The organism is Neisseria sp. P0021.S007, from assembly GCF_051956855.1.
Genome location: NZ_JBQCXA010000005.1, coordinates 11,734 through 34,749 on the forward strand (window position 1 = coordinate 11,734; position 23,016 = coordinate 34,749).

At 52.2% G+C, this 23,016-nt stretch carries 20 protein-coding genes and 3 tRNA genes; 10 read left to right on the forward strand and 13 right to left on the reverse strand.

Translation table 11 applies throughout. The features are described 5' to 3' along the window. The first annotated feature begins 134 nt into the window (after window positions 1–134). Entirely contained in the window at window positions 135–2,312 is a 2,178-nt protein-coding gene (locus tag ACTHUR_RS07420; RefSeq protein ID WP_440361214.1) for a TonB-dependent siderophore receptor, read from the forward strand. A gap of 191 nt (window positions 2,313–2,503) precedes the next feature. On the opposite strand, the gene aroG is transcribed toward ACTHUR_RS07420, so the two are convergent. From aroG to folD, 12 genes are all read right to left on the reverse strand, one after another. Next, window positions 2,504–3,547, reverse strand: a complete 1,044-nt coding sequence (aroG, locus tag ACTHUR_RS07425; RefSeq protein WP_004520940.1) for a 3-deoxy-7-phosphoheptulonate synthase AroG — start codon at window positions 3,545–3,547, stop codon at window positions 2,504–2,506. Window positions 3,548–3,825: 278 nt separating this feature from the next. Next, window positions 3,826–4,503 (reverse strand): TIGR02117 family protein, encoded by a 678-nt coding sequence (locus ACTHUR_RS07430; RefSeq protein ID WP_004520941.1) that lies wholly within the window; start codon window positions 4,501–4,503, stop codon window positions 3,826–3,828. A 215-nt stretch (window positions 4,504–4,718) separates the two neighbouring features. Further along, window positions 4,719–6,215, reverse strand: a complete 1,497-nt coding sequence (locus tag ACTHUR_RS07435) for a subtype B tannase (protein ID WP_191620598.1) — start codon at window positions 6,213–6,215, stop codon at window positions 4,719–4,721. A gap of 289 nt (window positions 6,216–6,504) precedes the next feature. Then, a complete protein-coding gene (locus ACTHUR_RS07440; RefSeq protein WP_283120690.1) occupies window positions 6,505–7,980 on the reverse strand; it encodes a surface lipoprotein assembly modifier in 1,476 nt (491 codons plus the stop codon). 156 nt (window positions 7,981–8,136) lie between these two features. After that, window positions 8,137–8,508 carry a hypothetical protein gene (locus tag ACTHUR_RS07445; protein WP_004520945.1) on the reverse strand — a complete coding sequence of 124 codons (372 nt, stop codon included), beginning with the start codon at window positions 8,506–8,508 and terminating at the stop codon, window positions 8,137–8,139. A gap of 172 nt (window positions 8,509–8,680) precedes the next feature. Further along, complete coding sequence (locus ACTHUR_RS07450; protein WP_039862552.1) at window positions 8,681–9,376, reverse strand: M48 family metallopeptidase; 696 nt, start codon at window positions 9,374–9,376, stop codon at window positions 8,681–8,683. A 65-nt stretch (window positions 9,377–9,441) separates the two neighbouring features. Then, complete coding sequence (locus ACTHUR_RS07455; RefSeq protein ID WP_070695146.1) at window positions 9,442–10,173, reverse strand: lysophospholipid acyltransferase family protein; 732 nt, start codon at window positions 10,171–10,173, stop codon at window positions 9,442–9,444. Between the two features lie 71 nt (window positions 10,174–10,244). Beyond that, window positions 10,245–10,823 carry a D-glycero-beta-D-manno-heptose 1,7-bisphosphate 7-phosphatase gene (gene gmhB / locus ACTHUR_RS07460; protein ID WP_039862535.1) on the reverse strand — a complete coding sequence of 193 codons (579 nt, stop codon included), beginning with the start codon at window positions 10,821–10,823 and terminating at the stop codon, window positions 10,245–10,247. A gap of 11 nt (window positions 10,824–10,834) precedes the next feature. After that, on the reverse strand, window positions 10,835–11,287 hold the full coding sequence (locus ACTHUR_RS07465; protein ID WP_150540625.1) for a DUF7832 domain-containing protein: 453 nt from the start codon (window positions 11,285–11,287) through the stop codon (window positions 10,835–10,837). A gap of 93 nt (window positions 11,288–11,380) precedes the next feature. Next, entirely contained in the window at window positions 11,381–12,622 is a 1,242-nt protein-coding gene (locus ACTHUR_RS07470) for an aromatic amino acid transporter (protein WP_070695148.1), read from the reverse strand. Window positions 12,623–12,751: 129 nt separating this feature from the next. Continuing rightward, a complete protein-coding gene (locus ACTHUR_RS07475) occupies window positions 12,752–13,825 on the reverse strand; it encodes an AI-2E family transporter (protein WP_049322947.1) in 1,074 nt (357 codons plus the stop codon). 84 nt (window positions 13,826–13,909) lie between these two features. Then, complete coding sequence (folD, locus tag ACTHUR_RS07480) at window positions 13,910–14,761, reverse strand: bifunctional methylenetetrahydrofolate dehydrogenase/methenyltetrahydrofolate cyclohydrolase FolD (protein ID WP_070695149.1); 852 nt, start codon at window positions 14,759–14,761, stop codon at window positions 13,910–13,912. 201 nt (window positions 14,762–14,962) lie between these two features. Between folD and ACTHUR_RS07485 the strand changes: the two genes are divergently transcribed. The 9 genes from ACTHUR_RS07485 to prmC all read left to right on the forward strand — a co-directional run bounded on the left by ACTHUR_RS07485 (window position 14,963) and on the right by prmC (window position 21,929). After that, a tRNA-Pro gene (locus ACTHUR_RS07485) sits at window positions 14,963–15,040 on the forward strand. 27 nt (window positions 15,041–15,067) lie between these two features. Then, a tRNA-Arg gene (locus ACTHUR_RS07490) sits at window positions 15,068–15,144 on the forward strand. Between the two features lie 9 nt (window positions 15,145–15,153). After that, window positions 15,154–15,229 (forward strand) — tRNA-His (locus ACTHUR_RS07495). A 262-nt stretch (window positions 15,230–15,491) separates the two neighbouring features. Then, window positions 15,492–15,995: an adenylyltransferase/cytidyltransferase family protein gene (locus ACTHUR_RS07500; RefSeq protein WP_004520955.1), complete on the forward strand. Its 504-nt coding sequence runs from the start codon at window positions 15,492–15,494 to the stop codon at window positions 15,993–15,995. After that, entirely contained in the window at window positions 15,992–17,752 is a 1,761-nt protein-coding gene (locus ACTHUR_RS07505) for a bifunctional biotin--[acetyl-CoA-carboxylase] ligase/type III pantothenate kinase (RefSeq protein ID WP_004520956.1), read from the forward strand. Before ACTHUR_RS07500 ends, ACTHUR_RS07505 begins: the two co-directional genes overlap by 4 nt. A gap of 15 nt (window positions 17,753–17,767) precedes the next feature. Next, window positions 17,768–18,610, forward strand: a complete 843-nt coding sequence (locus ACTHUR_RS07510; RefSeq protein WP_004520957.1) for a hypothetical protein — start codon at window positions 17,768–17,770, stop codon at window positions 18,608–18,610. A gap of 559 nt (window positions 18,611–19,169) precedes the next feature. Then, window positions 19,170–20,612: a metalloprotease TldD gene (tldD, locus tag ACTHUR_RS07515; protein WP_004520959.1), complete on the forward strand. Its 1,443-nt coding sequence runs from the start codon at window positions 19,170–19,172 to the stop codon at window positions 20,610–20,612. Window positions 20,613–20,665: 53 nt separating this feature from the next. Continuing rightward, window positions 20,666–21,127, forward strand: a complete 462-nt coding sequence (locus ACTHUR_RS07520) for a hypothetical protein (protein WP_004520960.1) — start codon at window positions 20,666–20,668, stop codon at window positions 21,125–21,127. Further along, entirely contained in the window at window positions 21,117–21,929 is an 813-nt protein-coding gene (gene prmC, locus ACTHUR_RS07525; protein WP_004520961.1) for a peptide chain release factor N(5)-glutamine methyltransferase, read from the forward strand. The genes ACTHUR_RS07520 and prmC overlap by 11 nt, the downstream gene beginning before the upstream one ends. 84 nt (window positions 21,930–22,013) lie before the next feature. Here prmC and ACTHUR_RS07530 read toward each other — a convergent pair whose 3' ends face one another. Further along, complete coding sequence (locus ACTHUR_RS07530; protein ID WP_039862538.1) at window positions 22,014–22,808, reverse strand: 3'-5' exonuclease; 795 nt, start codon at window positions 22,806–22,808, stop codon at window positions 22,014–22,016. Window positions 22,809–23,016: the final 208 nt, after the last annotated feature.

Sequence of the window (23,016 nt, forward strand, 5' to 3'; positions counted from 1 at the left end):
GGACTAGCTTAAAAATAAATATTTTGAATTAAACGAACTACTTAGAAAATAGTGATTAGAACATAGTTTCATCGGACTACATCTTTTTGATAGAATCTGCCACCAAATTGAAACATCAGCTAATTGGAGAGGCTATGTCACTACCTGTATTTCCCTATGGCAAATTAAGCTTTGCCGTCAGTCTGGCGCTGTGTTCGGCGTATTCTTTCGCAACCGAAGTAGAAAATACCCAGCCGCAAGAACGTGTCGATTTACCGACAGTTACCGTCCAAGGTGTCGGAAAACAGACTACTTCCAACTACACTATTCCTGCTTCCTCTGCCGCAACAGGCATCCGCCTGACCCAGCGCGAAACGCCGCAGTCCTTGTCTGTCGTTACCGAAAAACAAATGGACGACCAAGGTTTGGATACCTTACAGGACGTGTTGAAACAAACGCCGGGCGTGTTCCACAGCAAAATGGGCAACAACGTATCCGGCCACAGCCAGTTTATTTCGCGCAGTCAGGCGATTGACAGCATTTCCGTGGACGGCGCGCCCAAATTCCTTTACGACGGTAAAGCCATCCGCCGCGGCACCAACAATCTGGACAGCGCATTGTACGAACAAGTCGTCGTCGTACGCGGCGCAAGCGGTTTGTCCAACGGCGGTATGGGCGAGCCGGGCGGTACGGTTGCGTTGGAACGCAAAAAACCGACTGCCAAGCCTGCCGTCAGCGTAGAAGCCGGTGTCGGTTCGTGGAACCACTACCGCTTCGTCCTTGATGCCAATCAGCCTTTGAATGCAGACAATACCTTGCGCGGCCGCGCTATTTTGGTCAGCGACCACGGAGGCGATTACCTGCCGAACACTTCGCGCCACAATCACACTTTCTACGGTACGTTGTCTTACGATATCACGCCGCAAACCCAATGGCGCATCGGTACGGAAATACACCGTTTCCGCAATACCGGCAGCTCGCGTTTCAGCTACCTGACCGCAGCAGGTTCGCGCCGTACTGGATTCATACCATTTGAGTCTTCGCCACGCAGCAATTCTTCCGCACGCTGGGCATACGGCAAAGACACCAGTGCCGAAGTATTCACTTCCCTCAGCCATGAGTTTGATAACGGCTGGAAACTGACAGGCGATTACAGCCATGTTTCGGGTAAAAACGACATCGTTTCAGGCATTGCCGGTACATTTGAAATCAATCCCGATTACTCTGCACTTTTCACTTCAGACCGCGACCGCAGCAAATACCGTGATCAGAATTTTGCGCTGGCCTTGGACGGCCATTATCCAGCGCTGGGCCGCTCGCACGAGTTCAATGTCGGCATCAGCTATCAGGACAACAAAGAAAACCTGTCTTTCTATGAAGAAGGCGAGTCGATGATTCCCGATTTGCGTAAATTTGACGGCAACATCGCCAAACCCGATATGCCGTATCTGCGCGATGGTTTTTCACGCATGAAAAACCTGTCGGTTTACGGCTCGACCCGTTTCAAACTGACCGACAAGCTCGCCTTTATCGGCGGCGGCCGTTTTGTGGATTGGCGTTACCGTTACAGCACCAGCCGTAACAAATTCGCACACAGCAGCCACAAACAAAACGTTTTCATTCCTTATTTGGGCGTAACCTACGACATCGGCGACAATCTGACCGCCTATGCGTCTTACACCACCATCTTCCGTCCGCAAGTGCGTTACCTGACCAAAGACGGCGCAGCGCTCAAACCGCAGCGCGGCAAAACCTACGAGACCGGTTTGAAAGCCTCATGGTTTGAAGGCCGTCTGAATGCTTCCGCCTCCGTCTTTATGAACAAACGCGACCATTTGGGCGTGGTTGCAGGCAAATTTGCGAATGGCGAGGAATACTACCGCGCAGCCGACAACACCACGACAAAAGGCGTGGAGCTCTCTGTCGGCGGCCGCCTGAGTGACAAATGGCTGCTGAATGCGTCTTATGCACGTTCCAAAATCAAAGACAGCGAAGGGGTTCAACTGCATCCGTCTTATCCCGTTCATTTGTTCAAACTCTTTACCGCGTATGACGTAACCGACCGTTTGAACCTGGGGGGCAACGTCAACTGGCAAAGCCGCAGCCATACGCTGGACGAATACCCCGCAGACATCAATCCGGCTGCCGCCGCTGCATTGACCCAACGCCCATACGCCACGCTGGACTTGACCGTACATTACAAAATCGGCAAATCCACCCGCATCGGTTTAGACTTTGAAAACGTGTTCAACAAACGCTACCGCACCATGCCGGATATTCACGTCTACGGCACGCCGCGTAGTGTGACTGCAACGGTTAAACATACGTTTTAATTGAAAAGAAAAGTAGGAGAGGTCGTCTGAAAACCTGAGTGATCGGGGTTTTCAGACGGCCTGAATTTTTTCGGACATATTGTTTTAATGTCAAACCTGACTAAAAATTGCTCGGGATCTTGAGCAAAGAAATCAAAATGACAGACACAAAAAAGACCGGAACATATCCGGTCTTTTTAATGATGTCGCACTTACGCTTTATGACCTTTCGCTTCGGCAAGCAGGGCCAGCAATTCTTCAGTCGTATCCCAACCGATGCAGGCATCCGTAATACTTTGACCGTAAACTTCAGGCTTGTCCTGACGTCCTTCAACCAAGTGGCTTTCCACCATCACGCCCATGATGTTTTCTTCACCGGCTTTCAGCTGCGCCGCAACATCGCGCGCTACATCCATTTGTTTGCGGAAGTCTTTACGGCTGTTGGCATGGCTGCAGTCCACCATCAGTTTGCTGCTCACGCCGGCTTTTTGAAGCTGCGCAACCGCGTCTTTAACGTGCTCCGCGCTGTAATTAGGCTCTTTACCGCCACGCAAAATCGCATGGCAGTCAGGATTGCCGCTGGTGTGGACAATCGCGGAATGACCGGCTTTGGTTACAGACAGGAAGTGGTGCGGATGATTGGCGGCACCGATGGCGTCGATGGCGATTTTCAGATTGCCGTCCGTACCGTTTTTAAAACCGACAGGGCAGGAGAGGCCGCTGGCCAATTCGCGGTGTACCTGGCTTTCAGTCGTACGCGCCCCAATCGCGCCCCAAGAAATCAGGTCGGCGTAGTATTGCGGCGTAATCATGTCCAAGAATTCAGTCGAAGCAGGCATGCCCATTTCGTTCAAAGTCAGCAACAACTGACGTGCTTGGCGCAGGCCGTAGTTGATGTCAAACGTACCGTCCAAGTGCGGATCGTTAATCAGACCTTTCCAGCCAACGGTTGTACGCGGTTTTTCAAAATACACGCGCATTACAATCAGTAGCTCTTTCTCATATTTTTTGCGCAAGGGCAGCAATTTTTGCGCATATTCTACCGCCGCCTTAGTATCGTGAATCGAGCATGGGCCGATGATGACCAGCAAACGGTTGTCGCGGCCGTGAACTAAATCTGAAATCTCATGACGTGTTTTATAAACCAAATTGGCAACCTGAGGCGTAACAGGCAGCTCATACAAATGCGCGATTGGAGGGAGTAACTCTTTGACTTCTTTGATCTTAATGTCATCGGTAGGGTGGTGTTGGGACATGATGGACTCTCTTGTTTATTTTTGATACAGATTACAGGTTTTAGCAGAATTAAACAAGGCTTAGTTTTTTGTTTTAGCAATTTTATTCTAAAATTTCTTTATTTTAATTATTTTATAGAATTTAAAATTAGTTTATTTGTAAAAATTAATATTTAATTCTATTAAAAAATTTCATTTATATAATAAAGGGCTTTGGGTTTTTATCAAAATACAGGCCGTCTGAAAATGTTCAGACGGCCTGAAGTCTTACATAGACCAAAAATTGAGAAGCGTGAAGGCTATCGGTATTGTTCCAGCAAGGGCGAAGAGAAAGGAGTCCAATACACACCTTTAAGGCCGCTTTCAACCAATTTGTCATTCAACCAAGTGTTACAAGTATTGAATAAATGATAGCGTCCTTTGGCTTCGTAAAAAGCATCGTTAGACTGATGATGGATTCCTTTTAGCAAGATGGGTTGCCCATTTTCTTGTTGAAAACCGGCCAAGAGCGATTTTGTTAAATTCCTGTATTGCTCAGCCGTGACCAAAAATTTGACGACGTGGCTATTTTCTCGTGGTTCAAAAGGATAATAAGTAACATGAATCAGCGTACGGTTCAGCCCGCTTAATGCACCTAAAGCATTGGAGAAAGTCAAATCTTTCCACTCAGGCGTGTATAAATAAAAATTGCGCTCCCCCCAGCCTAAACCGATATGCGTTATCTGAGGATCAGCAGTGAGCGTGTCTTTTGGATTGACGACATCCGACCAATCAAAAATATCATTCTTCAGCGGCATGACTACATCAGTATGCACACCGTTACTGACTAAAAATAAAGTAATTTCCCCTTTAGGCTGCTCTTCATTAAGCGGCAACGAAGCCATCATCCAAGCAGATAAAAAATACAATAGGGCAAAAATAGGGATAATCAGCGCTATTTTGCCGATTTTCTTGAGGATGTGGAGAAAGGAGCGCATTCGTTTTTTTAAAGGCAATTAAGTTTGAAGGTGTGTATTTTCCATTAAATTTGTACTTTTTTCATTAGAAATGAGTGGGTGGTAGGTATCTTGCGATTAATGATAAAAATGGTTGTTTAATTTAAATAAAAGAAAGGCCGTCTGAAAAAGTTTAGACGGCCTTTCTTTAATTAAAACGGGATACTAAATCTCATCTCAATCTATGTTGCGAACGATTATTTTGTAGAGCTGCTGACTTGCTTCATCCAGGTAAACAGGTCGTCTAAGTCATAATCACCGCCGTGGCCGACATCCCAAGGCAGGGCGTAATCGACGGTTTGGCCGTTGTTTTGCAGTTTGGCGGCTAAGACGGCGGAGACTGCCAGTGAGGTGTCGCGGTCGTTGGTGCCGACGCGGATGCGCCAGTTTTGCGGCAGGTTCACGCCCGGTTTGCCGATGTAGTTGAGCGGGTTCATGATTTTGATGGTTTCTTCATCTGCGATTTCGGCGTTGGAGGCGGTGTTGTGTTGCATGGAGAACGCGGTGAAGTGGCGTTTATCGACGGTATTGGTGCCGAAGAGTTGGTTTTCGCCTGTGCTTAAATCTACGCCGTCAAAGGCCGGCGGTGTTTTTTGGCGGCCGGCGGCTTTGGCGTAAGCATCGAAATCGACGGAGATAACTTTGCCTTTGCGGATGGTCAGCCAAGTGCGGTCGCTCAGGTCTTTGCCTGCATCAAGTTGGGCTTGTGCGGATTTGGCAAGTAAACCGGCAATATGGTTTTTAAAGCTGCCGTTGCCTTGGGCGTCCAGTGTCAGGGGTTTGCCTTCGGGGGATTTCAGGTTCAGGCTGTTGAGGTATGCGGGGTATAGGGGTTTGAGGAGGTCGGACAGTTTTTTCTCGTCATCGGTCAGCGTGCCTGCGACCAGCTCGCGTTTGACGCGGTAGTCGAGCATGGAAATGTTCATTTTTCTGTAGTCATTGATACCGTTGAACTGCCATTCGTAAGCCATATCGGCATGGTCCAAATCGGTAATCGGGCAGTATGCGGATACGGCGAAAACTTTGTCGCTGCCGTCTGCCGCGCCTAAGGCTTTGAGGTGGTTTTCGTAATCTTTTTGGTCGGCTGTTGCGCCTAAGAGGGCGGACATCGCTCCGCCTGCGCTTGTGCCGTTGGAAATGATTTTTTCGGCATCGCCGGGCATGACTTTGTCGTTGGCTTTCAGGTAACGGACGGCGGCTTTCAAATCGACAATAGCGGCAGGTACTTTGCCGGTGGGTTCTGTTCGGCCGCGTGCGCCAGGGGAGGCGACGACGTAGCCTTTGGAGAGGGCAACCAGGGCGGCGTTAGGAGATTTTTGGCTGTCTTCAGGCTCGCCGCGTTTGCCTTCTAAAGCGGGTTTGCCCGGTTCAGCCGGCATATAGCCGCCGATTTGGTTGGGCAGGAAAATCGGTGCGGTTTCGGCATTGAAACCGTCTATCTCGCCGCCGTTGTAATAGGCTTCGGGTACATAAATATTGATGATTTCGTAACGAGTATCGACAGGATTGCGGACGTAAACCACGCCTTCGTAAGCGCGGAATTTAACCGCCTGACCGTTCACTTCGATGCTTTGTTCGGTGTATTTTTGTTTGGAGAAGTCTAGGTCGTAGGTATCTGCGGTTTTGACGGAAGCGCAGGCGCTCAATCCCAGCGCGACAGAAACGGATAAGAGGGTTTTGTTTAGGGCGTTCATCATCATACTTTCTGAAGAGGTAAGCGGATATGATAATGAATACTAAGGCCGTCTGAAACGCCAAGTTGGGTTTCAGACGGCCTGCTTTTTTTGTAGCGTTATGTAGTGTTGTACGTTACGTTGTAAAGTAATATGGGCTTAAATTTCATCTATTTGATAAATATGAATTTAATAAGAAATTATACCTTAAAAAATCTATTTATCCGGTATCTGTAAAAGTTTGAATCTGTCTTGTAAATAAGTATGCAGGACAGGCATTTTTGCTTTATCTACAGATTGATTCTACTTGTCAGAACGTTTTGCTCAATTCGACAAACATTTTGGTTTTGCCGTATTCGTAGAACTTGTCGTTGCTCCATGTTTTGTTGTGGGCAATGGTCAGGCGCGGGGTGATGCCTTTGAAATGGAGGGCGCGGTGCCATACGCTCAGGGAGGCGGAGGCTTCTTTGTCGCGGCGGTTTTGTTCGTTGCTGAAAACCCCGGGGGCTTGGTAACGGCGTTGGGCGGCGCTGAGGCGTAGGACGGTGGAGAGGCCTTTGGGCCATTCTTGTCCCCATGTGGTGCGCAGGGCGTAGCGGTTGAAGCTGTCGCCTTTGTCGTCGCGGTTGCGTTCGCGGTAGAGGTCGATACCGGCTACCCAGTATTGGCGTGCGTTGCGGTAGTACACGATGGAGTTGCTGAGCAGTTGGCTGGTATTGTTGGAATGCTCGCGGCGGCTGTTTTTCAGACGGCCTGCTTCAAATGCGCTGAGGGTTTGCAGCTTGGGTTGCCACCAATGGTTGTAGTGGAGGCGTGCGCCGCTGGTGTAGGTGTAGGGGTCGTTGCCGTAGAAGCGGCGCTCGTGGAACGGGGTCATGCCGACGTCGTTGCGCTGGTCGGCATAGCCGATGCCTGCTGAGAAGCGTGTGGTGAGGTCGTTGTAGTTGGTGTGTTTGGGGTAGATTTTGCCGTAATGGTCTGCGCCTACCGTGGCATAGAAGCCGCGTGGCAGCGACCATTTTTTTTCTGCGCCGATTTGATAGTGGATGGCGGTGGCATCGATGGGTTCGGGGAATGTCCAACCTCGGAAGCAGTCGTCGTCGGGATAGACAAGGCGCACGGCGCGGCATTGTTCGTCGCTCAGGTGGTTGCCCAGACGGCGTTGGCTGGGGGCTTGGTTGATGTTTTGTTCGCGCGTGATGTTCAAGCCGGCGTTGAATTGCCATGAGTCGCGTTCGCGCAGGGCTTTGCGGTAGGTTTCGAGGCGTTCTTGCAAGGCAGGCGGGAGGGATTCGGTTTGCAGTTTGTTGAACTGGTCGGCCGCGGCTTCGTTTTGTTTGTCTTCAAACAAGGCGGTCGCAAGCTGCCAGCGGACGGCGGAAGCGTCGGGTTGCTCGGCGATAAAGCGGCGGTAATGGCCGACGGCTTCGGCGGCGCGCCCTTCGGATTGGGCAAGCAAACCTTTGGCATAGCGTGCCATGGCACGGTCGTGTTCGGGCCATTGTTCGTAAATGGGCAAAACGGCTTTGATGCCGGGGATATTGTGGGCGACGACGGCGGAATACATGGCGCGTGCCAGTAATTCGGTGTTGGCAAGCAGGGTGTCGGCATCGACGTCGATGATTTTTTCAGACGGCCTGTTTGTCTGTTCGGCAGGGATATTGTGCGCTTCGGGCTGTTGGGGTTCGGCAGTGTTGACTTGAAGCTCGGGTTTTACGTTGGGCGGCACATCGGCGGCGTAAAGGGAAAGGGGCAGGATGGCGAGGAGGAGCAGACGTTTTTTCATGGCAATGTTGGGGATGTTATCGGTATAAGTGGGCAGATTGTACAATGTTTTGAGTCGGAAATTTTGCAAACCGAGTGCCATTTTATCTGATAAAGACGACAAAAGGCCGTCTGAAAACCGATGGGATTTCAGACGGCCTTTGTTTGCGAGTCGGATTTAGTTTTTGTCCAAATCTAAATCGGCTTTATATTCGATACGGCCTTGGCCTTTGTCTTCGATGGAAACGTCCAGCTCTTGTTTGCCGCGTTTGAATTTCAGATCGGCATCGTCGTGTTTGATTTCAGACTCAACCACATGGAAACCTTTGCTGCGCGCGTGGGCGATCACTTTTTTGGCCAAGGAAGGAATGGAATTGCGTTGGCCGGAAAGTTCGGCTTCGTATTCAAATTCGCCGTCGCCTTGATGATCGGCTTTGATGGTGTGCGCGCCATCCGGACGGTAGATTTCGGAAGGCAGTGGGGAGGCGAATGCCGTGGCGGAGAAAAGAGCCAAAATGCCGGTGGCCAGTAACGATTTTGCTTTGGTCATCGGTTTTCCTTTCTGAAAAGGGTTTTGAGAACGAAATCATCTTATCGGCATGCCTGAGGGGGCGGCAAGCGGATAAACCTGATTTTACGCGCGGCTACATGATTTGTTTGGAGGACGTTGATTCTTTGCTTTGGGCTGGTGTTTGCTTGCAGAAAAATGCTGCTGGAAAGACTTAGCCGAGGTGGAATAATTCGCCGCCGTGCGCCTTCAGCCATTGTTCGGCTTGGTCGACATGCGGCGTGAGCGAGTGGGTTAGAGCCCAAAATGCAGGGCTGTGGTTGGGATGGCGCAGGTGGGAGAGTTCGTGCAGGCAGACGTAGTCGGCGACATATTCGGGCGTGCCGATGAGCCGCCAGTTGAGGCGGATGCCGGTGGTGTGGCGGCAAACGCCCCAGAAGGTTTTGGCGTTGGAAAGGGAAATGGCGCTCGGGGTCAGGTGGGTGGTTCGGATATGGCCTTCGAGGCGCGGTAGCAGATATTCGTGCGCACGCTCGTGCAGGAAGCGGCGCAAATGGGTAAGTTGGGCGGCGGTTTCTTTTTCGGGCAACAGAATTTCAGACGGCCTGATTTGGATGTGGTTTGCTGCGTGGACGGACAAGGCCGTCTGAACGCCTTGATACCAAATCCATTCGGGAAGCGTGTCTGTAGGTGTTTGCCGAGCCGGTGTTTTGTTTAGGGTACGGCGCAGGATGGCTTCGTTGTCGTTCAGCCATTGGGTAAAGGTGCGCTGGGTAACAAACGGAGGGATATTGATGCTGACGGTATCGGCGGAAACGGGGCGCAAGATGAGGTTTTTCTTGGCACTGCGTTTGAGCTGGATATGAATGGTGAGGCCGTCTGAAAGGGTATGGGTATGGAGGTGGGGCATGATGTTGAGAAAAATATTGGACGGCATGGAAAGGGCGGGTATAGCGGCCCACCCGATGGAATGATTTATTTGGTTTTGGGCGCGAACGGGCCTTGTCCGGTAATCAGGGGCTGTTGGCTTTCGATCCATTGCTCGCATTGAGCCATGAGTTCGGCTTCATTGCCGTTGTTGTGGGCAATGGGTTTGCCGATGATGACGCTGACCGTGCCGGGGTATTTGAGGAAGGAATTGCGCGGCCAAAACTCGCCGCTGTTGAGCGCGACGGGGACGATGTCCATCTCAAACATTTTTGCCATGCGCGCGCCGCCGAGCTTATAGCGGCCTTTTTCGCCGGGCGGCAGGCGTGTGCCTTCGGGGAAAATGGTAATCCAATAGCCTTCGTTTTTACGCGCAAGGCCTTGTTCTAAAAGTTGTTTGTTGGCTTCGCGGCTGTTGCTGCGGTCGATGCCGATGGTTTTAACCAGTTTCAAGCCCCAGCCGAAGAAAGGGATTTTGAAGAGTTCGCGTTTGGCAACATAGACTTGAGGCGGAAAAATCTCTTGCAGGGCGAGGGTTTCCCAGCCGCTTTGGTGTTTGGCGCAAATGATGGCAGGGCGGTCGGGAATGTTTTCCGCACCGTTTAAGGTGTAGTTCAAACCGATGACGTGCTTGAGCGACCAGTTGAGGATGCGCACCCAAACTTGCGCCATTTTGTGCGCGCCGCCTTGGAAGGGCAGGGCAAGCAGCATAAAGGGGAACAGTAAAATAATGCTAGAGGAAAGGATGAACCAGTAAATCAGGTTGCGGATAATCAGCATATCGGGGAAAAGTCAGTCGTTTGAAGGCCGTCTGAACACCGTTGTCGGCAGTTTTCAGACGGCCTTGTCGTTTATAGGATGGCTTGCGCGGCTTCTTCGATTTGTGTGTTTTCACGCATGATGTATTGCGAGAAAGCGAGCAGGTTGTCGAAGACTTGGGTGTGTTCGGGCAGGTCTTGTTCGTGTTTGGCCAGCGTTTTTTTGCCTTTGCCAGTCAGGACGAGCGCGGATTTGCCTCCTGCAGCATCAATGGCTTGCAGGTCGCGCAGGCTGTCGCCGACCAGCCAGGTTTCGGCGGCATTGGCCTTGAAGCGTTCGATGATGTCGATAATCATGCCGGGCTTGGGTTTGCGGCATTCGCAGTTGTCGGCGGCGGTGTGCGGGCAAAACCAAATGCCGTCGATGGTACCGCCTGCTTGAACGGCAAGACGGTGCATTTTTGCGTGCATTTCGGTCAGGTCTTGCACGGTAAAGTATTTGCGGCCGATACCGGATTGGTTGGTGGCCACGGCGATGGTGTAGCCTGCCTGCGTTAAAAAGGCGATGGCATCCATGCTGCCTTCGATGGGAATCCATTCGTCAACGGATTTGACGAAATCGTCGCGGTCTTGGTTGATGACGCCGTCGCGGTCGAGGATGATGAGTTTCATGGTGGTGGCTCTTATTTTTCTGCTTTCAAACTGCTTTTCCATTTTTCAAAGGCCGTCTGAAAAACGGGTATCAGTTTGGCGAAGGTTTCCGGGGTATTTTTGACGTGGTAGAAGCCGCCGAGCGAGGGCGTGTCGAGGGCGAGGATGTAGTCTTCCATAAATGCGCCGTAGCCGTCTTCTTCGTCGGTGTAGTAGAACTCGGTAAACCGTTGGCCGAGTTCGGTAAAGTCGTCTGCCGTCAATGCGCCGTCCATGTGTTTGAGCAGGAAGTGCCGTCCGCTGATTTTGCCCGAGGTCATGGCGGCGAAGTCGGCTGCGGTTTCGGGGGCGGTTTGCCAGACGGGGTTGACGAGGCCTGCCTGCGCCGCCCACTGCCAGTACATGCCGATGTGGGTGGCAGCGTTTTCGGGTGGGAGTTGGTCGGGATAGTCTTCGTCGAGATGGAAACGGATATTGTCGTACATGGACGGTGTTCGTTGGGGGAAAGGGGGTATTGTAGCGGAAAATAATGAATTAGGCCGTCTGAAAGAGGGTGTTTCAGACGGCCTTAAGGGAATTTAACCTTTAAATACGGGAACAAGCTCCAGTTGGCTCAATATCTGGGCGGCAATGTTGATGATGCCGAAGAGGAAGACCCAAACCATCAGCCAGAATCCGCCGTAAACTTTGTAGTTTTTGCCGGCACCGAATTTATGGCGCGAGCGGTAGAGCAGCATGGCGGGGATGATGCCTGTCCAGATGGTGGCGGCCAGGCCGACGTAGCCGATGGCGGTAACGAAGCCGGTAGGGAAGAGCAGGCAGGAAATCAGGGGCGGCAGGAAGGTCAGCGCGGCAGTTTTGGTACGGCCGGAAATGCTGTCGTTCCATTTGAAGATGTCGGCAATGTAGTCAAACAGGCCGAGCGTTACGCCGAGGAAGGACGTTGCGATCGCCATGTAGGAGAACAGGGTCAACACTTTGTCCATATTGCCGGTTTGGGCGAACTTGGACAGCGTTTCGATCAGGACGGAAACTTGGCCTTCGGCAGCGATAACCGGTGCGAACTCGCTGCGCGGCAGGTTGCCTTGGATGGCGATTTGCCAGAGGATGTAAATCACAAGCGCAATCAGCGTTCCTGCCCATAGGGATTTGGCCACTTTGGGCGCGTCGCCTTTAAAGTATTTGAGCAGGCTGGAAACGTTGCCGTGGAAGCCGAATGACGCAAGGCAAACGGGCAGGGCGGTGGCGACATAAATCCAGTAGTTGGTGCCGGCAGGGGCTTGGGTATCAAACAAAACAGGCATTTTGGCATCGGCAATCAGGCCGCCGGTTGCCCAGATGAAGGTCAATACCATGCCGCCGATGAGGATGCTGGTGAAACGGTCAACCAAGCGTGCGGATGCCCAAACGCAAAAGGCGAGAATGCCGAAGAAGACGAGTTGGCCGACGGTGAGCGAGATTTCGCCGCCTACCGCGCTGCCGATGCCTTTGGCGGTCAGGTCGCCGCCGACGAAGATGTAGGCGTAGGTGAGCAGGTATAAAACGAAAGCGACGGCAACGCCGTTGATGATGTTCCAAGCCGGGCCGAGCAGGTCTTTGACCATGGTGTCGAAGCTGGCGCCGTGCGGATAATGGGTATTGACTTCCAAAATCATCAGGCCGCTGGAGAGCATGGAAAACCAGGTGTACAGCAACACGGCCAGCGAGCCGGTAAACCATACGCCGGAGGTGGCGGTCGGGTTGGCAAGCATGCCTGCGCCGATAACCGTACCGGCGATAATCATCGCGCCGCCGAATAGGGAAGGGGTTTTGGTTGACATTATTTATCTTTCTTCTAGAAATGCGTGGCTGCCATTATGCCGTAAAGTGTAAGAAAAGGTAAAGCAAAGGCCGTCTGAAAACCCGATTGTCGTTTTCAGACGGCCTTTTGTGTGTATAAACGCAACTGATTAAATCAATTTTCGCAGTTTCAATTCGTTTTTCAAATAGGCGTAATAAACCGGCGCGACGATGATGCCGCCGATGCCGAAAATGCGTTCAAAGACGACCATCGCCACCAGCAATTCCCACGCGCTGGATTCGATTTCCGAGCCGATGATTTTGGCGTTGAGGAAATATTCGAGCTTGTGGATGACAACGAGGAACACCAGCGAGGCGAGTGCGACGTAAAGCGATGCGCCGAGGCTCAAAATAATGATGATGGTGTTGGAAATCAGGTTGCCCGCTACCGGAATCAGGCCGACGATAAAGGCGACGATCAGGACGGTCATTTTAAACGGCAGCTCAACGCCGAACAGCGGTAAAACCAAGTAAAGGTACAGGCCGGTCAGGAAAGTGTCGATCAGCGAGATTTTGACTTGGGCGAGGAACACGCGTTCAAAGCTGGTTTCAAAAGTGACGATGCGTTGCACCAATTCGGCTTTAAACAATGGCATTTTGCGGCGGTTTTTACGCATTTTCAGGCGGTGGAAGCTGAGCATGGCGCCGATGATGATGCCGATGAGGATGTACACGAAGGACGTGATGCTGTTTTTACTGATGCGGGTCAGCGCGGCGCGGTATTCGTCAATCAGCTTGATCGCCGAGGCTTTGATTTCGGCCATATTGTTGGGCAGCATATTGAGAATGGCCGCAGGCAGGTCTTGGCTGTTTTTGGTGTCTTCCAAAATCGCCGCCAGCTTGGCCAGCATAAAGCCGACATGGCCGCCGTGTATCAGGTGGTAAATGCCCAAAGACATCATCGCAATGATGCTGAACACGATGGCCAGCGTCAGCGTGGTGGAAATCAGGTTGATGTTGTGCGCATTGAGCGATTTATGCAGCCGCGTGTTGCGCGGTAAAACACGGCGGCGGAGTTTGAGGATGACGCCGTTGGTGCGCGTAATAAAGATATAGGTCAGGATAACCGACAGCAGCAGCGGCAGCAGATGGTAGTGCAAGACAATCAGCAAGGCCAAACCCATCAGGATATAGGAAGCGTTGCGGAAAGTCGGGTTGTCGGTGTGGGAAGCGAGTAAGGACATGTGAAGCCGATAAGGTAAAAAAACAAAAAACAGGTCAGGCCGTCTGAAAAACCATGTTCAGACGGCCTAATTTAATGACGGCGGTTAGTCGTGCAATGAGGCCGCGTGTAGCGTGTTTTCCAACAAAGTGGCAATCGTCATCGGGCCGACGCCGCCGGGAACGGGCGTAATCATGGACGCACGTTCTTTGGCGACATCAAACTCCACGTCGCCGCACAGGCTGCCGTCTTCCAAGCGGTTGATGCCCACATCGATAACGACGGCGCCGGGTTTGACCCATTCGCCTTTAACAAAATTCGGAATGCCCACGCCGACCACCAAAATATCGGCGGCGGCAACTTCATCGGCAAGGTTTTGCGTGGCGCTGTGGCAGATGGTTACCGTCGCGCGGGACAGCAGCAATTCCAACGCCTGCGGGCGGCCGACAATATTGGACGCGCCGACAATCACGGCTTTTTTGCCTTTCGGGTCGATGCCGTAGGCTTCCAACAAAGTCATCACGCCTTTGGGCGTGCACGGGCGCATCAGCGGCATTTTGACGACCAGGCGGCCGACGTTGTAAGGGTGGAAGCCGTCCACATCTTTATGCGGCATGATACGTTCCAAAACTGCCTGGCTGTCGATGTGGGCCGGTAGCGGCAGTTGCACCAAAATACCGTCGACGGCAGGGTCGCCGTTCAATTCGTCCACCAGTTTCAACAAATCGTCTTGCGTGGTTTCAGACGGCAGCTCGTAAGAGCGCGATTCAATGCCGCTTTTTTGGCAGGCCAGTTTTTTATTGCGTACATAAACCGCGCTGGCAGGGTCGTCGCCGACCAATACCACCGCCAAACAAGGCGTGTGCAAACCTTTTTCCTGACGCGCTTTTACCGCCTGTGCGACCGCCTCGATGCGTTGCTGGGAGATTTTTTTTCCGTCTATAAGTTGTGCAGCCATGATTTTTCCTCCTCAATAGGGATAAATATTGCGTTTAAATTATCGCATTTTTCAGACGGCCTGACACAAAAGAGTAGCCCTGATTGTGAAACATAAAAATAAATAACGATTAAAAATAATAAGATAATCAAAAAATGAAAAAATAAAGCAAAGTAGATGTTGACCGGGTTAAAAAGGGTCTGTATAGTTCAGGTCTTCAGTCGGGGCGTAGCGCAGCCCGGTTAGCGCATCTGCTTTGGGAGCAGAGGGTCGTGAGTTCGAATCCCACCGCCCCGACCACAAAATTCTTAGCACGAATCGGCATGAGCGCCCGTAGCTCAACCGGATAGAGCACCGACCTTCTAAGTCGGGGGTTACAGGTTCGATTCCTGTCGGGCGTGCCAATTTTTACGGTGGCTGTAGCTCAGTTGGTAGAGCCCTGGATTGTGATTCCAGTTGTCGTGGGTTCGAGCCCCATCAGCCACCCCAGATGAAAGCCTGCATATTGTATGCAGGCTTTTTTCCATTTATACCCGAATTTTACTTCAGATTTAATTGGGTTTCAAAAAAGTATTTATCAAACCGTTTCATCATGGCATCGGCAAAAATAGCATTTGCTGTGTTATCAAATATCAATGAATACGCAGTCAAGCCCGAATATTGTACCGTTCGGTATCTTTTTATGGCGTTTCGCCGTTATCCTTTATAATACCCCGATTATTTTCTGTTTCATTCCCAAAGGAACCGCATCATGTCCGAATGGCCAGCTCCAGAATTTGAATCCAAAATCTGTCCGCCCGAAAAGCTGGCGGAGCGTTTGGCGGCATTGCCCCGTCCGCTGGTGTTTACCAACGGCTGTTTCGATATTCTCCATAGGGGCCATGTAACGTATCTGGCGCAGGCGCGATCGGCCGGTGCGGCTTTGGTGTTGGCATTGAATACCGATGCTTCGGTGCGCCGTCAGGGCAAAGGGGACGATCGTCCGATTAATCCTTTGGAAAACCGCGCGGCAGTGGCAGCGGCATTGGCGAGCGTGGATTTGGTCACATGGTTTGATGACGATACGCCGGCTGCGTTGATTGAAATGGTCAAACCTGATGTATTGATTAAAGGCGGCGACTGGCCTGTGGATAAGATTGTCGGTGCGGCTGAGACGTTTGCGCGTGGCGGCAAAGTATTTTCGATTCCGTTTTTACACCAGACTTCGACCACCAAAACGTTGGCGAAAATTCGCGAAGCCGGAGGAGGCGAATGACGGATTTGAACAGCCGCCATTGGGCCTTGCTCGCCGCACTTTCAGACGGCCTGCCGCAACACGTTTCTCAGTTGGCGCGCGTGGTCGGTATGAAGCCGCAACAATTAAACGGATTCTGGCAGCAGATGCCGGGCCATATCCGCGGTTTGCTGCGCCAGCACGACGGGCAATGGCGTTTGGTGCGCCCTTTGGCTGTGTTTGCCGAAGAATCTCTGCAACAAATGGCCGGAAAACAGGGTTTTCGTGCGCAGTTGAAACACGAATGTTCGTCCAGCAATGATGAAATCATGGCATTGGCGCGCCAGTCGGCAGATTTGGCGCATAAGGCCTTGTGCGTGGCGCATTTCCAAACCAAAGGACGCGGACGGCAAGGGCGAAGCTGGGTCAACCGACAGGGTGAATGTCTGATGTTCAGCTTGGGCTGGGCGTTTGACAAGCCGCAGTATGAGCTGGGTTCGCTGGCGTTGGTGGCGGCATTGGCTTGCCGACGCGCGCTTGCCGATATCGGTTTGGACGTAAATATCAAGTGGCCGAACGATTTGGTCGTGGCCAACGATAAATTGGCCGGTATTTTGATTGAAACGGCGCGGGTAGAGAATAGGACTGTCGCCGTCATCGGCATCGGTATCAATTTTGTATTGCCGAAAGAAGTTGAAAACGCCACTTCCATACAGGCATTGTTTCAGACGGCCTCTAAGCAGGGCGTAAGCGTCAAAACCTTATTGAATGCGGTATTGGCGCAACTCGATGCGCTGTTGAACGAATACGCGCAAAACGGATTCGCGTCATGTGTCGGCGAATACGATGCCGCCAACCGCGACACAGGCAGGCCGGTCTTGCTGCTTCAAGAAGGGCGCATTGTTCATGAAGGCGTAGTCAAAGGCGTGGATGCGCAAGGCGCGTTGCGTTTGTTGACCGACAATGGCGAGAAAACCATTGTCAGCGGCGAGATCAGCTTGCGTCCGGATAATCGTCCGGCGCAACCTGCCGCGACTAAGCCGGAACGCTTTTTGCTGCTGGACGGCGGCAACAGTCAGTTGAAATGGGCGTGGGTAGAGAACGGCACATTTTCCGAAGTCGGCCGCGCGCCGTATCGTGATTTGACCCAGCTGGGCGAAGAATGGCTGCAATTTGCCGATGATGATGTGAAGATTGTCGGTTGCGCCGTGTGCGGTTCGGTAAAAAAAGCGATGGTGGAAGAACAATTAACCCGTCCGGTCGAATGGCTGTCTTCCATGCCGCAGGCTTTGGGTATCCGCAACCATTACCGCCGTCCTGAAGAACATGGCTCCGACCGTTGGTTTAATGCGCTGGGCAGCCGTCGCTTTACGCAAAATGCCTGCGTCGTCGTCAGCTGCGGCACCGCCGTAACCACCGACGCGCTGACGGAAGACAATCATTATCTCGGCGGCACCATCATGCCCGGTTTCCACTTGATGAAAGAGGCGATGGCGCTCAAGACCGCCAACCTCAACCGCCCCATCGGCAAGGTATATCCGTTCCCAACCACAACGCCGAACGCCATTGCCAGCGGCATGATGGATGCCGTTTGCGGCGCGTTGATGATGATGCATGGCCGTCTGAAAGACAAAACGGGCGAAGGCAAACCGGTCGATATTATTATCACGGGCGGCGGCGCGGCCAGAGTCGTGCAGGCGCTGCCGGAGTCATTCGTTCATGACAATCAAGTGAAAATCGTCGATAATCTCGTGATTCACGGGCTCTTGCATTGGATTGCCCATCGCAACGGACAATAAAAAGGAAAACGCATCATGAAATGGCTGTTTGCGGTCTTGGTCGCACTCAACATCATTGTTTTTGGCAGCATGGTTGCCTATCGGACACAACATAAAACCGCGAAACCCGAATCTGCCTTGGAAGGCGGCACGCACGAATTATTGCGCCCGTCTTCTTTGGACGCGCCCAAAGCCGAGCCTCAGCAGGCATCGCAACCCGATTGGGTGGCGGATGAATCAGACGGCCTGATTATGGCAGAACCTGAATCCGAAGAAGCAGAAGCCTTGCGTAAAAAGCAAGAAGCGCAGCAGTTGAAAGAGAAAAAAGAAAAAATGCGCCGCGAGAAAGAAGCGCAAGAGCGTCGCGCAGCCGAAGAAGAGATGGACGCGGCCGGCGTGGAACGCTTGTGTACCAGCAGCGCCACCGTAGTGATGGATGAAGACGATTACCACCGCATCAAAGGCTTGTTGGGCAAATGGCCTCATGCGGCCAGCCGCAGTATCGAAAAACGTAACGGCGCATCCGGTGGCGAAACTTCTTCCAAAACCTTCCGCGTGGTCTTGCCTGCCGACGGCGACACTTCCGCCCAGCTTGATGCCTTGGGCAGCCGCGGCTTTAGCGGCAGTATTCACAACGGCGAAATCAGCATTGACGTAACACGCAGCCGCTCTTCCGCCCAAGTTTTGATTTCACGCTTGTCCAGCGCAGGTTTTGGCGGTGCGCGCATTGTCGAACAGGAAGACAGAAGCGCACCCGATACCGGTTTGAGCGTAGCACGCATGACCGTGGTCTTTATGGCGGTCGACGAGCGCGATGCCCAAGACATCAGAAACATTGTCGGCCGTTATGGCAAGTTGAACATGAAAACCTGCCGATAATCAGGCCTATTCGGTTTCAGACGGCCTGATAAGCAGCCGGCCAAGCCTGATAAACCGAACGCCAAAAAACACGAAACCCACTGTATCGGCAGTGGGTTTCATGTTTTTCGGTTTTGAGTATCTGATATAAAGGGGAACAGGTATGTTTCGTATATGCGCACTCCGAGTATCAAGAGATAATGGGAAAGAGGGGGATAAAATCTGTCGTTTAATGGCTCGGATTAGGACGTCTTCCGAGTGGTTTTGATTATACGCTAATAATAACTATTATCAATAGCAAAATTGAAAAAATAATGGTTTTTGTTGTAATGCTTTGTTTTGTATGGAAATTAAATTGTGGCATTGGCTTTGCCGTGATTGAAAAGGCCGTCTGAACGTCAAACGAACAGGCCGGTTGAAATAGGGTAAGGCAAACATTTCAACCCTATATTTCAGACGGCCTTTTGATTTGTTTCAATCACTCATAAATCCAAGCAATCAACATATCCAAAGCCATATAAAATACCGTATAATCAAGGCCAAATTAACTTTGCCTGCTCGTCGGGCCGTCTGAAAAATTATGCAACAAACCTACGCCGCGGTACAGCGAGATTTGCTCGAAGCCAACCACCTTTCCCCCGATTTGCTCGCCCAAAGCCTGAGTATTATCGGCGCCAACCATGTCGATTATGCCGACATCTATTGCCAGCGTACTGCCTATGAAAGTTGGCATTTGGAAGAAGGCATCGTCAAATCGGGCAGCTTCCAAATCGATCAGGGTGTGGGCGTGCGTGCCGTTTCGGGCGATAAGACTGCTTTTGCCTACGCTGACAGCCTGTGTATCGATTCGATCAACCGCTCTGCCAAAGCCGTGCGCGTGATTGGTGCGGCTGGCGGCGAAGCCAGCGTCAAAGTGCCGACACCTGCCTACGGCAAGCCTGTCCATATGGCGATTGACCCTATTGCCAGTCTTGATTCTGCTGCCAAAGTCGCGCTGTTGAACAAAGTTGAAACGCTGGCCAAAGCCGCCGATCCGCGTATCGTGCAAGTGATGGCCGGTTTGACCTGCGAATACGACATGGTGTACATCGCCCGTCTGGACGGCAAACACGCTGCCGATATCCGTCCGATGGTGCGCATGAACGTAACCGTCATTGCCAAGCAGGGCGAGCGTCGCGAGCAGGGCAGCGCAGGCGGTGGCGGGCGTTATGATTTGGCGTATTTCGATGAAAACTTGGTGCATCGGTTTGTCGATTCCGCCGTCAAACAAGCCCTGACCAATCTTGAATCCCGTCCTGCGCCTGCCGGCGAGATGACCGTTGTTTTGGGCAACGGCTGGCCGGGCGTGTTGTTGCACGAAGCGGTTGGACATGGTTTGGAAGGCGATTTCAACCGTAAAGAAACCAGCGTTTTCTCCGGCCGAATCGGCGAGCGCGTGGCTGCCAAAGGCGTTACCGTTGTGGATCAAGGCGATATTGCCGACAGACGCGGCTCGCTCAATATCGACGACGAAGGCAACGAAACCCGCCGTACTGTATTGATTGAAGACGGTATTTTGGTCGGCTATATGCAGGACGAAACCAACGCCCGCCTGATGGGTATGCAATCGACCGGCAACGGCCGCCGCGAAAGTTACGCTTCCGCTCCTATGCCGCGCATGACCAATACCTTTATGGAAAACGGCGGCTATGAGCCGGAAGAAATCATCGCGTCCATCGACAAGGGCATTTACGCCGTCAACTTTGGCGGCGGACAAGTGGACATTACCAGCGGCAAGTTCGTGTTCAGCGCATCCGAAGCGTGGTGGGTGGAAGGCGGCAAACTGCAATATCCTGTCAAAGGCGCGACCATCATCGGCAACGGTCCCGAAGTGCTGAAACACGTTTCCATGATAGGCAACGACACTGCGCTCGACAGCGGCATCGGTGTCTGCGGCAAAGAAGGGCAGAGCGTTCCTGTCGGCGTCGGACAACCGACACTGAGGATTGATGCCGGACTGACCGTCGGCGGTAGCGAAATTTAAACGGCAGGCCGTCTGAAAGGTTTTCAGACGGCCTTTTGCATTAGGATAAAACCATGCAGGAACAGAATCGGAAATCAAGTTTTCCCATAGTGATGTTGCTGGTGTCGGTTGCACTGTGGATAGCATCTTTGTCCAATGTTGCATTTTATTTGGGCAATCATGAAAGCATGAAGGGTTTGACCGTTTTGATTTTGGGGTCGATATTTGCTTCTTTGGATATCAGATATTGTGCGGCCTATGCGAATTATGTTTGGTTGGCGGCCATTGTGTTGCTGGTGTTGCGGAAGAAGGTTGTGCCTGTCCATACGGCACTTTGGGGCTTGGCGCTGGTGGCTTTCAGTGTGAAAGCCGTACACGTCGATGAAGCAGGGAATACATCGGATATTGTGCGCTACGGCGCGGGATTTTATTTGTGGTATGCCGCATTTGCGGTTGCCACCATCGGCACGTTTGCCGGAAAGATTAAGGAAAGAAAAGCCACAACGCTGGCAGATGGGACGAGAAATGACGCTTGATGAATGGTTGCGCCAATCGGCACTGCCCAAAAATGAAGCGCGGATGTTGTTGCAATATGCGCTGGGTTACACGCGTGCGCAGTTGGTTACACGCGGTACGGACGATTTGGCGGAATCTGACCTGCAAATCTTGGAGGCTTTGGCGCAACGCCGTCTGAAAGGCGAGCCGATGGCCTATCTGTTGGGCGAGCGCGAGTTCTACGGACGACGCTTTACCGTCAATCCCCATGTGCTGATTCCACGCCATGAAACTGAGCATTTGGTGGAAGCCGTGCTCAAACGCTTGCCGTCGCAAGGCCGTGTGTGGGACTTGGGGACGGGAAGCGGCGCCATTGCCGTAACCATCGCGCTTGAACGCGGTGATGCCGATGTTCGTGCATCCGACATCAGCGTCGGTGCTTTGGATACTGCCCGTCAAAATGCGGCCGAATTGGGCGCAAAAGTGGAGTTTGCGCAGGGTTCGTGGTTTGATACCGACAAGCCGTCTGAAGGCCGATACGATGTGATTGTTTCCAATCCGCCGTATATCGAGGATGGCGATGAACATTTATCGCAAGGTGATTTGAGGTTTGAACCGCAAAATGCGCTGACCGACTTTTCAGATGGCCTCAGCCATATCCGCCACATTACCCAAGAAGCCCCTAAATACCTGAAAGCCAACGGCTGGCTGCTGTTTGAACACGGCTATGACCAAGGCAAAGCAGTGCGGAACATTATGCTGGAGAACGGTTTTGCAGAAGTGGCAACCGAACAGGATTTGGCTGGATTGGATAGGGTAACGCTGGGGCGTTTGCCTGCTTAATGGGCATGGTTTGTCGAAATATAAAAAAGGGCGTGTCGATCACGCCCTTTTGGTTTTTTGGTTTAGCTGTTCAGACGGCCTGATTTAACGCCAAGCAGCGACGAACTCCGCCCAGTGTTGTTTTTCTTCGGCTTGTGCGGCCAGATAATGTTTGATGCGTTTGATTTCGACTTCGTATTCGTCGGCATCGAGCGCGCCGCTCATCATGCGAAAGCGCATATACATCAGGTAGGTATTGGCGGCATCGGTTTCACAATAATCGCGGATGTCTTTCAGACGGCCTGCATGATAAGCGTCCCAGACCTTGCTACCGTCCATGCCCAGTTTGCCGGGGAAGCCGCAGAGTTTGGCCATATCGTCCAAAGGCACGCTGGCACGCGGTTGGTAGAGGGCGAGCAAATCCATCAGGTCGCAATGGCGGGAGTGGTAGCGGCTGATGTAGTTGTTCCACTTAAAGTCGCGGCTGTCGCCAAAGTCGCCGTCGCCCATGTCCCAATAACGGGCGGCGCTGATGCCGTGTATCAGGGCGCGGTAGTGGAGGACGGGCAGGTCGAAACCGCCGCCGTTCCAGCTGACGAGTTGCGGCGTATAGTTTTCGATGACCTCGAAGAATTTGGCAATCATGACTTCTTCGCTGTCTTCGGGATCGCCGATGGTACTGACGCGGATTTTGTCCTGACCCCAGCGCATACAGCAGGAGATGGCGACGACTTGGTGCAGATGGTGTTGCATAAAGTCGCTGCCGGTTTTGGTGCGGCGTTGCTGCTGGGCAAACAGGACGACTTCGTTGTCGGGCAAATCGGCAGGCAAATCGTAAAGCTGGCGGATGCCGTTTACGTCGGGAATGGTTTCGATGTCGAAGGCAAGTATCGGAGTCATGGCGTGATCGGGTTGGATAAGGGATGATGTCATTGTGGCATGACGGCGCAGATAAAAAAAGAGGCAATCCCCCACAGGATTGCCCCAATACCTCAAATCAGAGATTTACGCTTCACAAACAATACAGGCTTTCACCTGCGGCTTTACAGATGCAGCTCAACTCTGCATCGGTAAACTTTCATTTCGGGCATTGCACCGAAATCCTCTA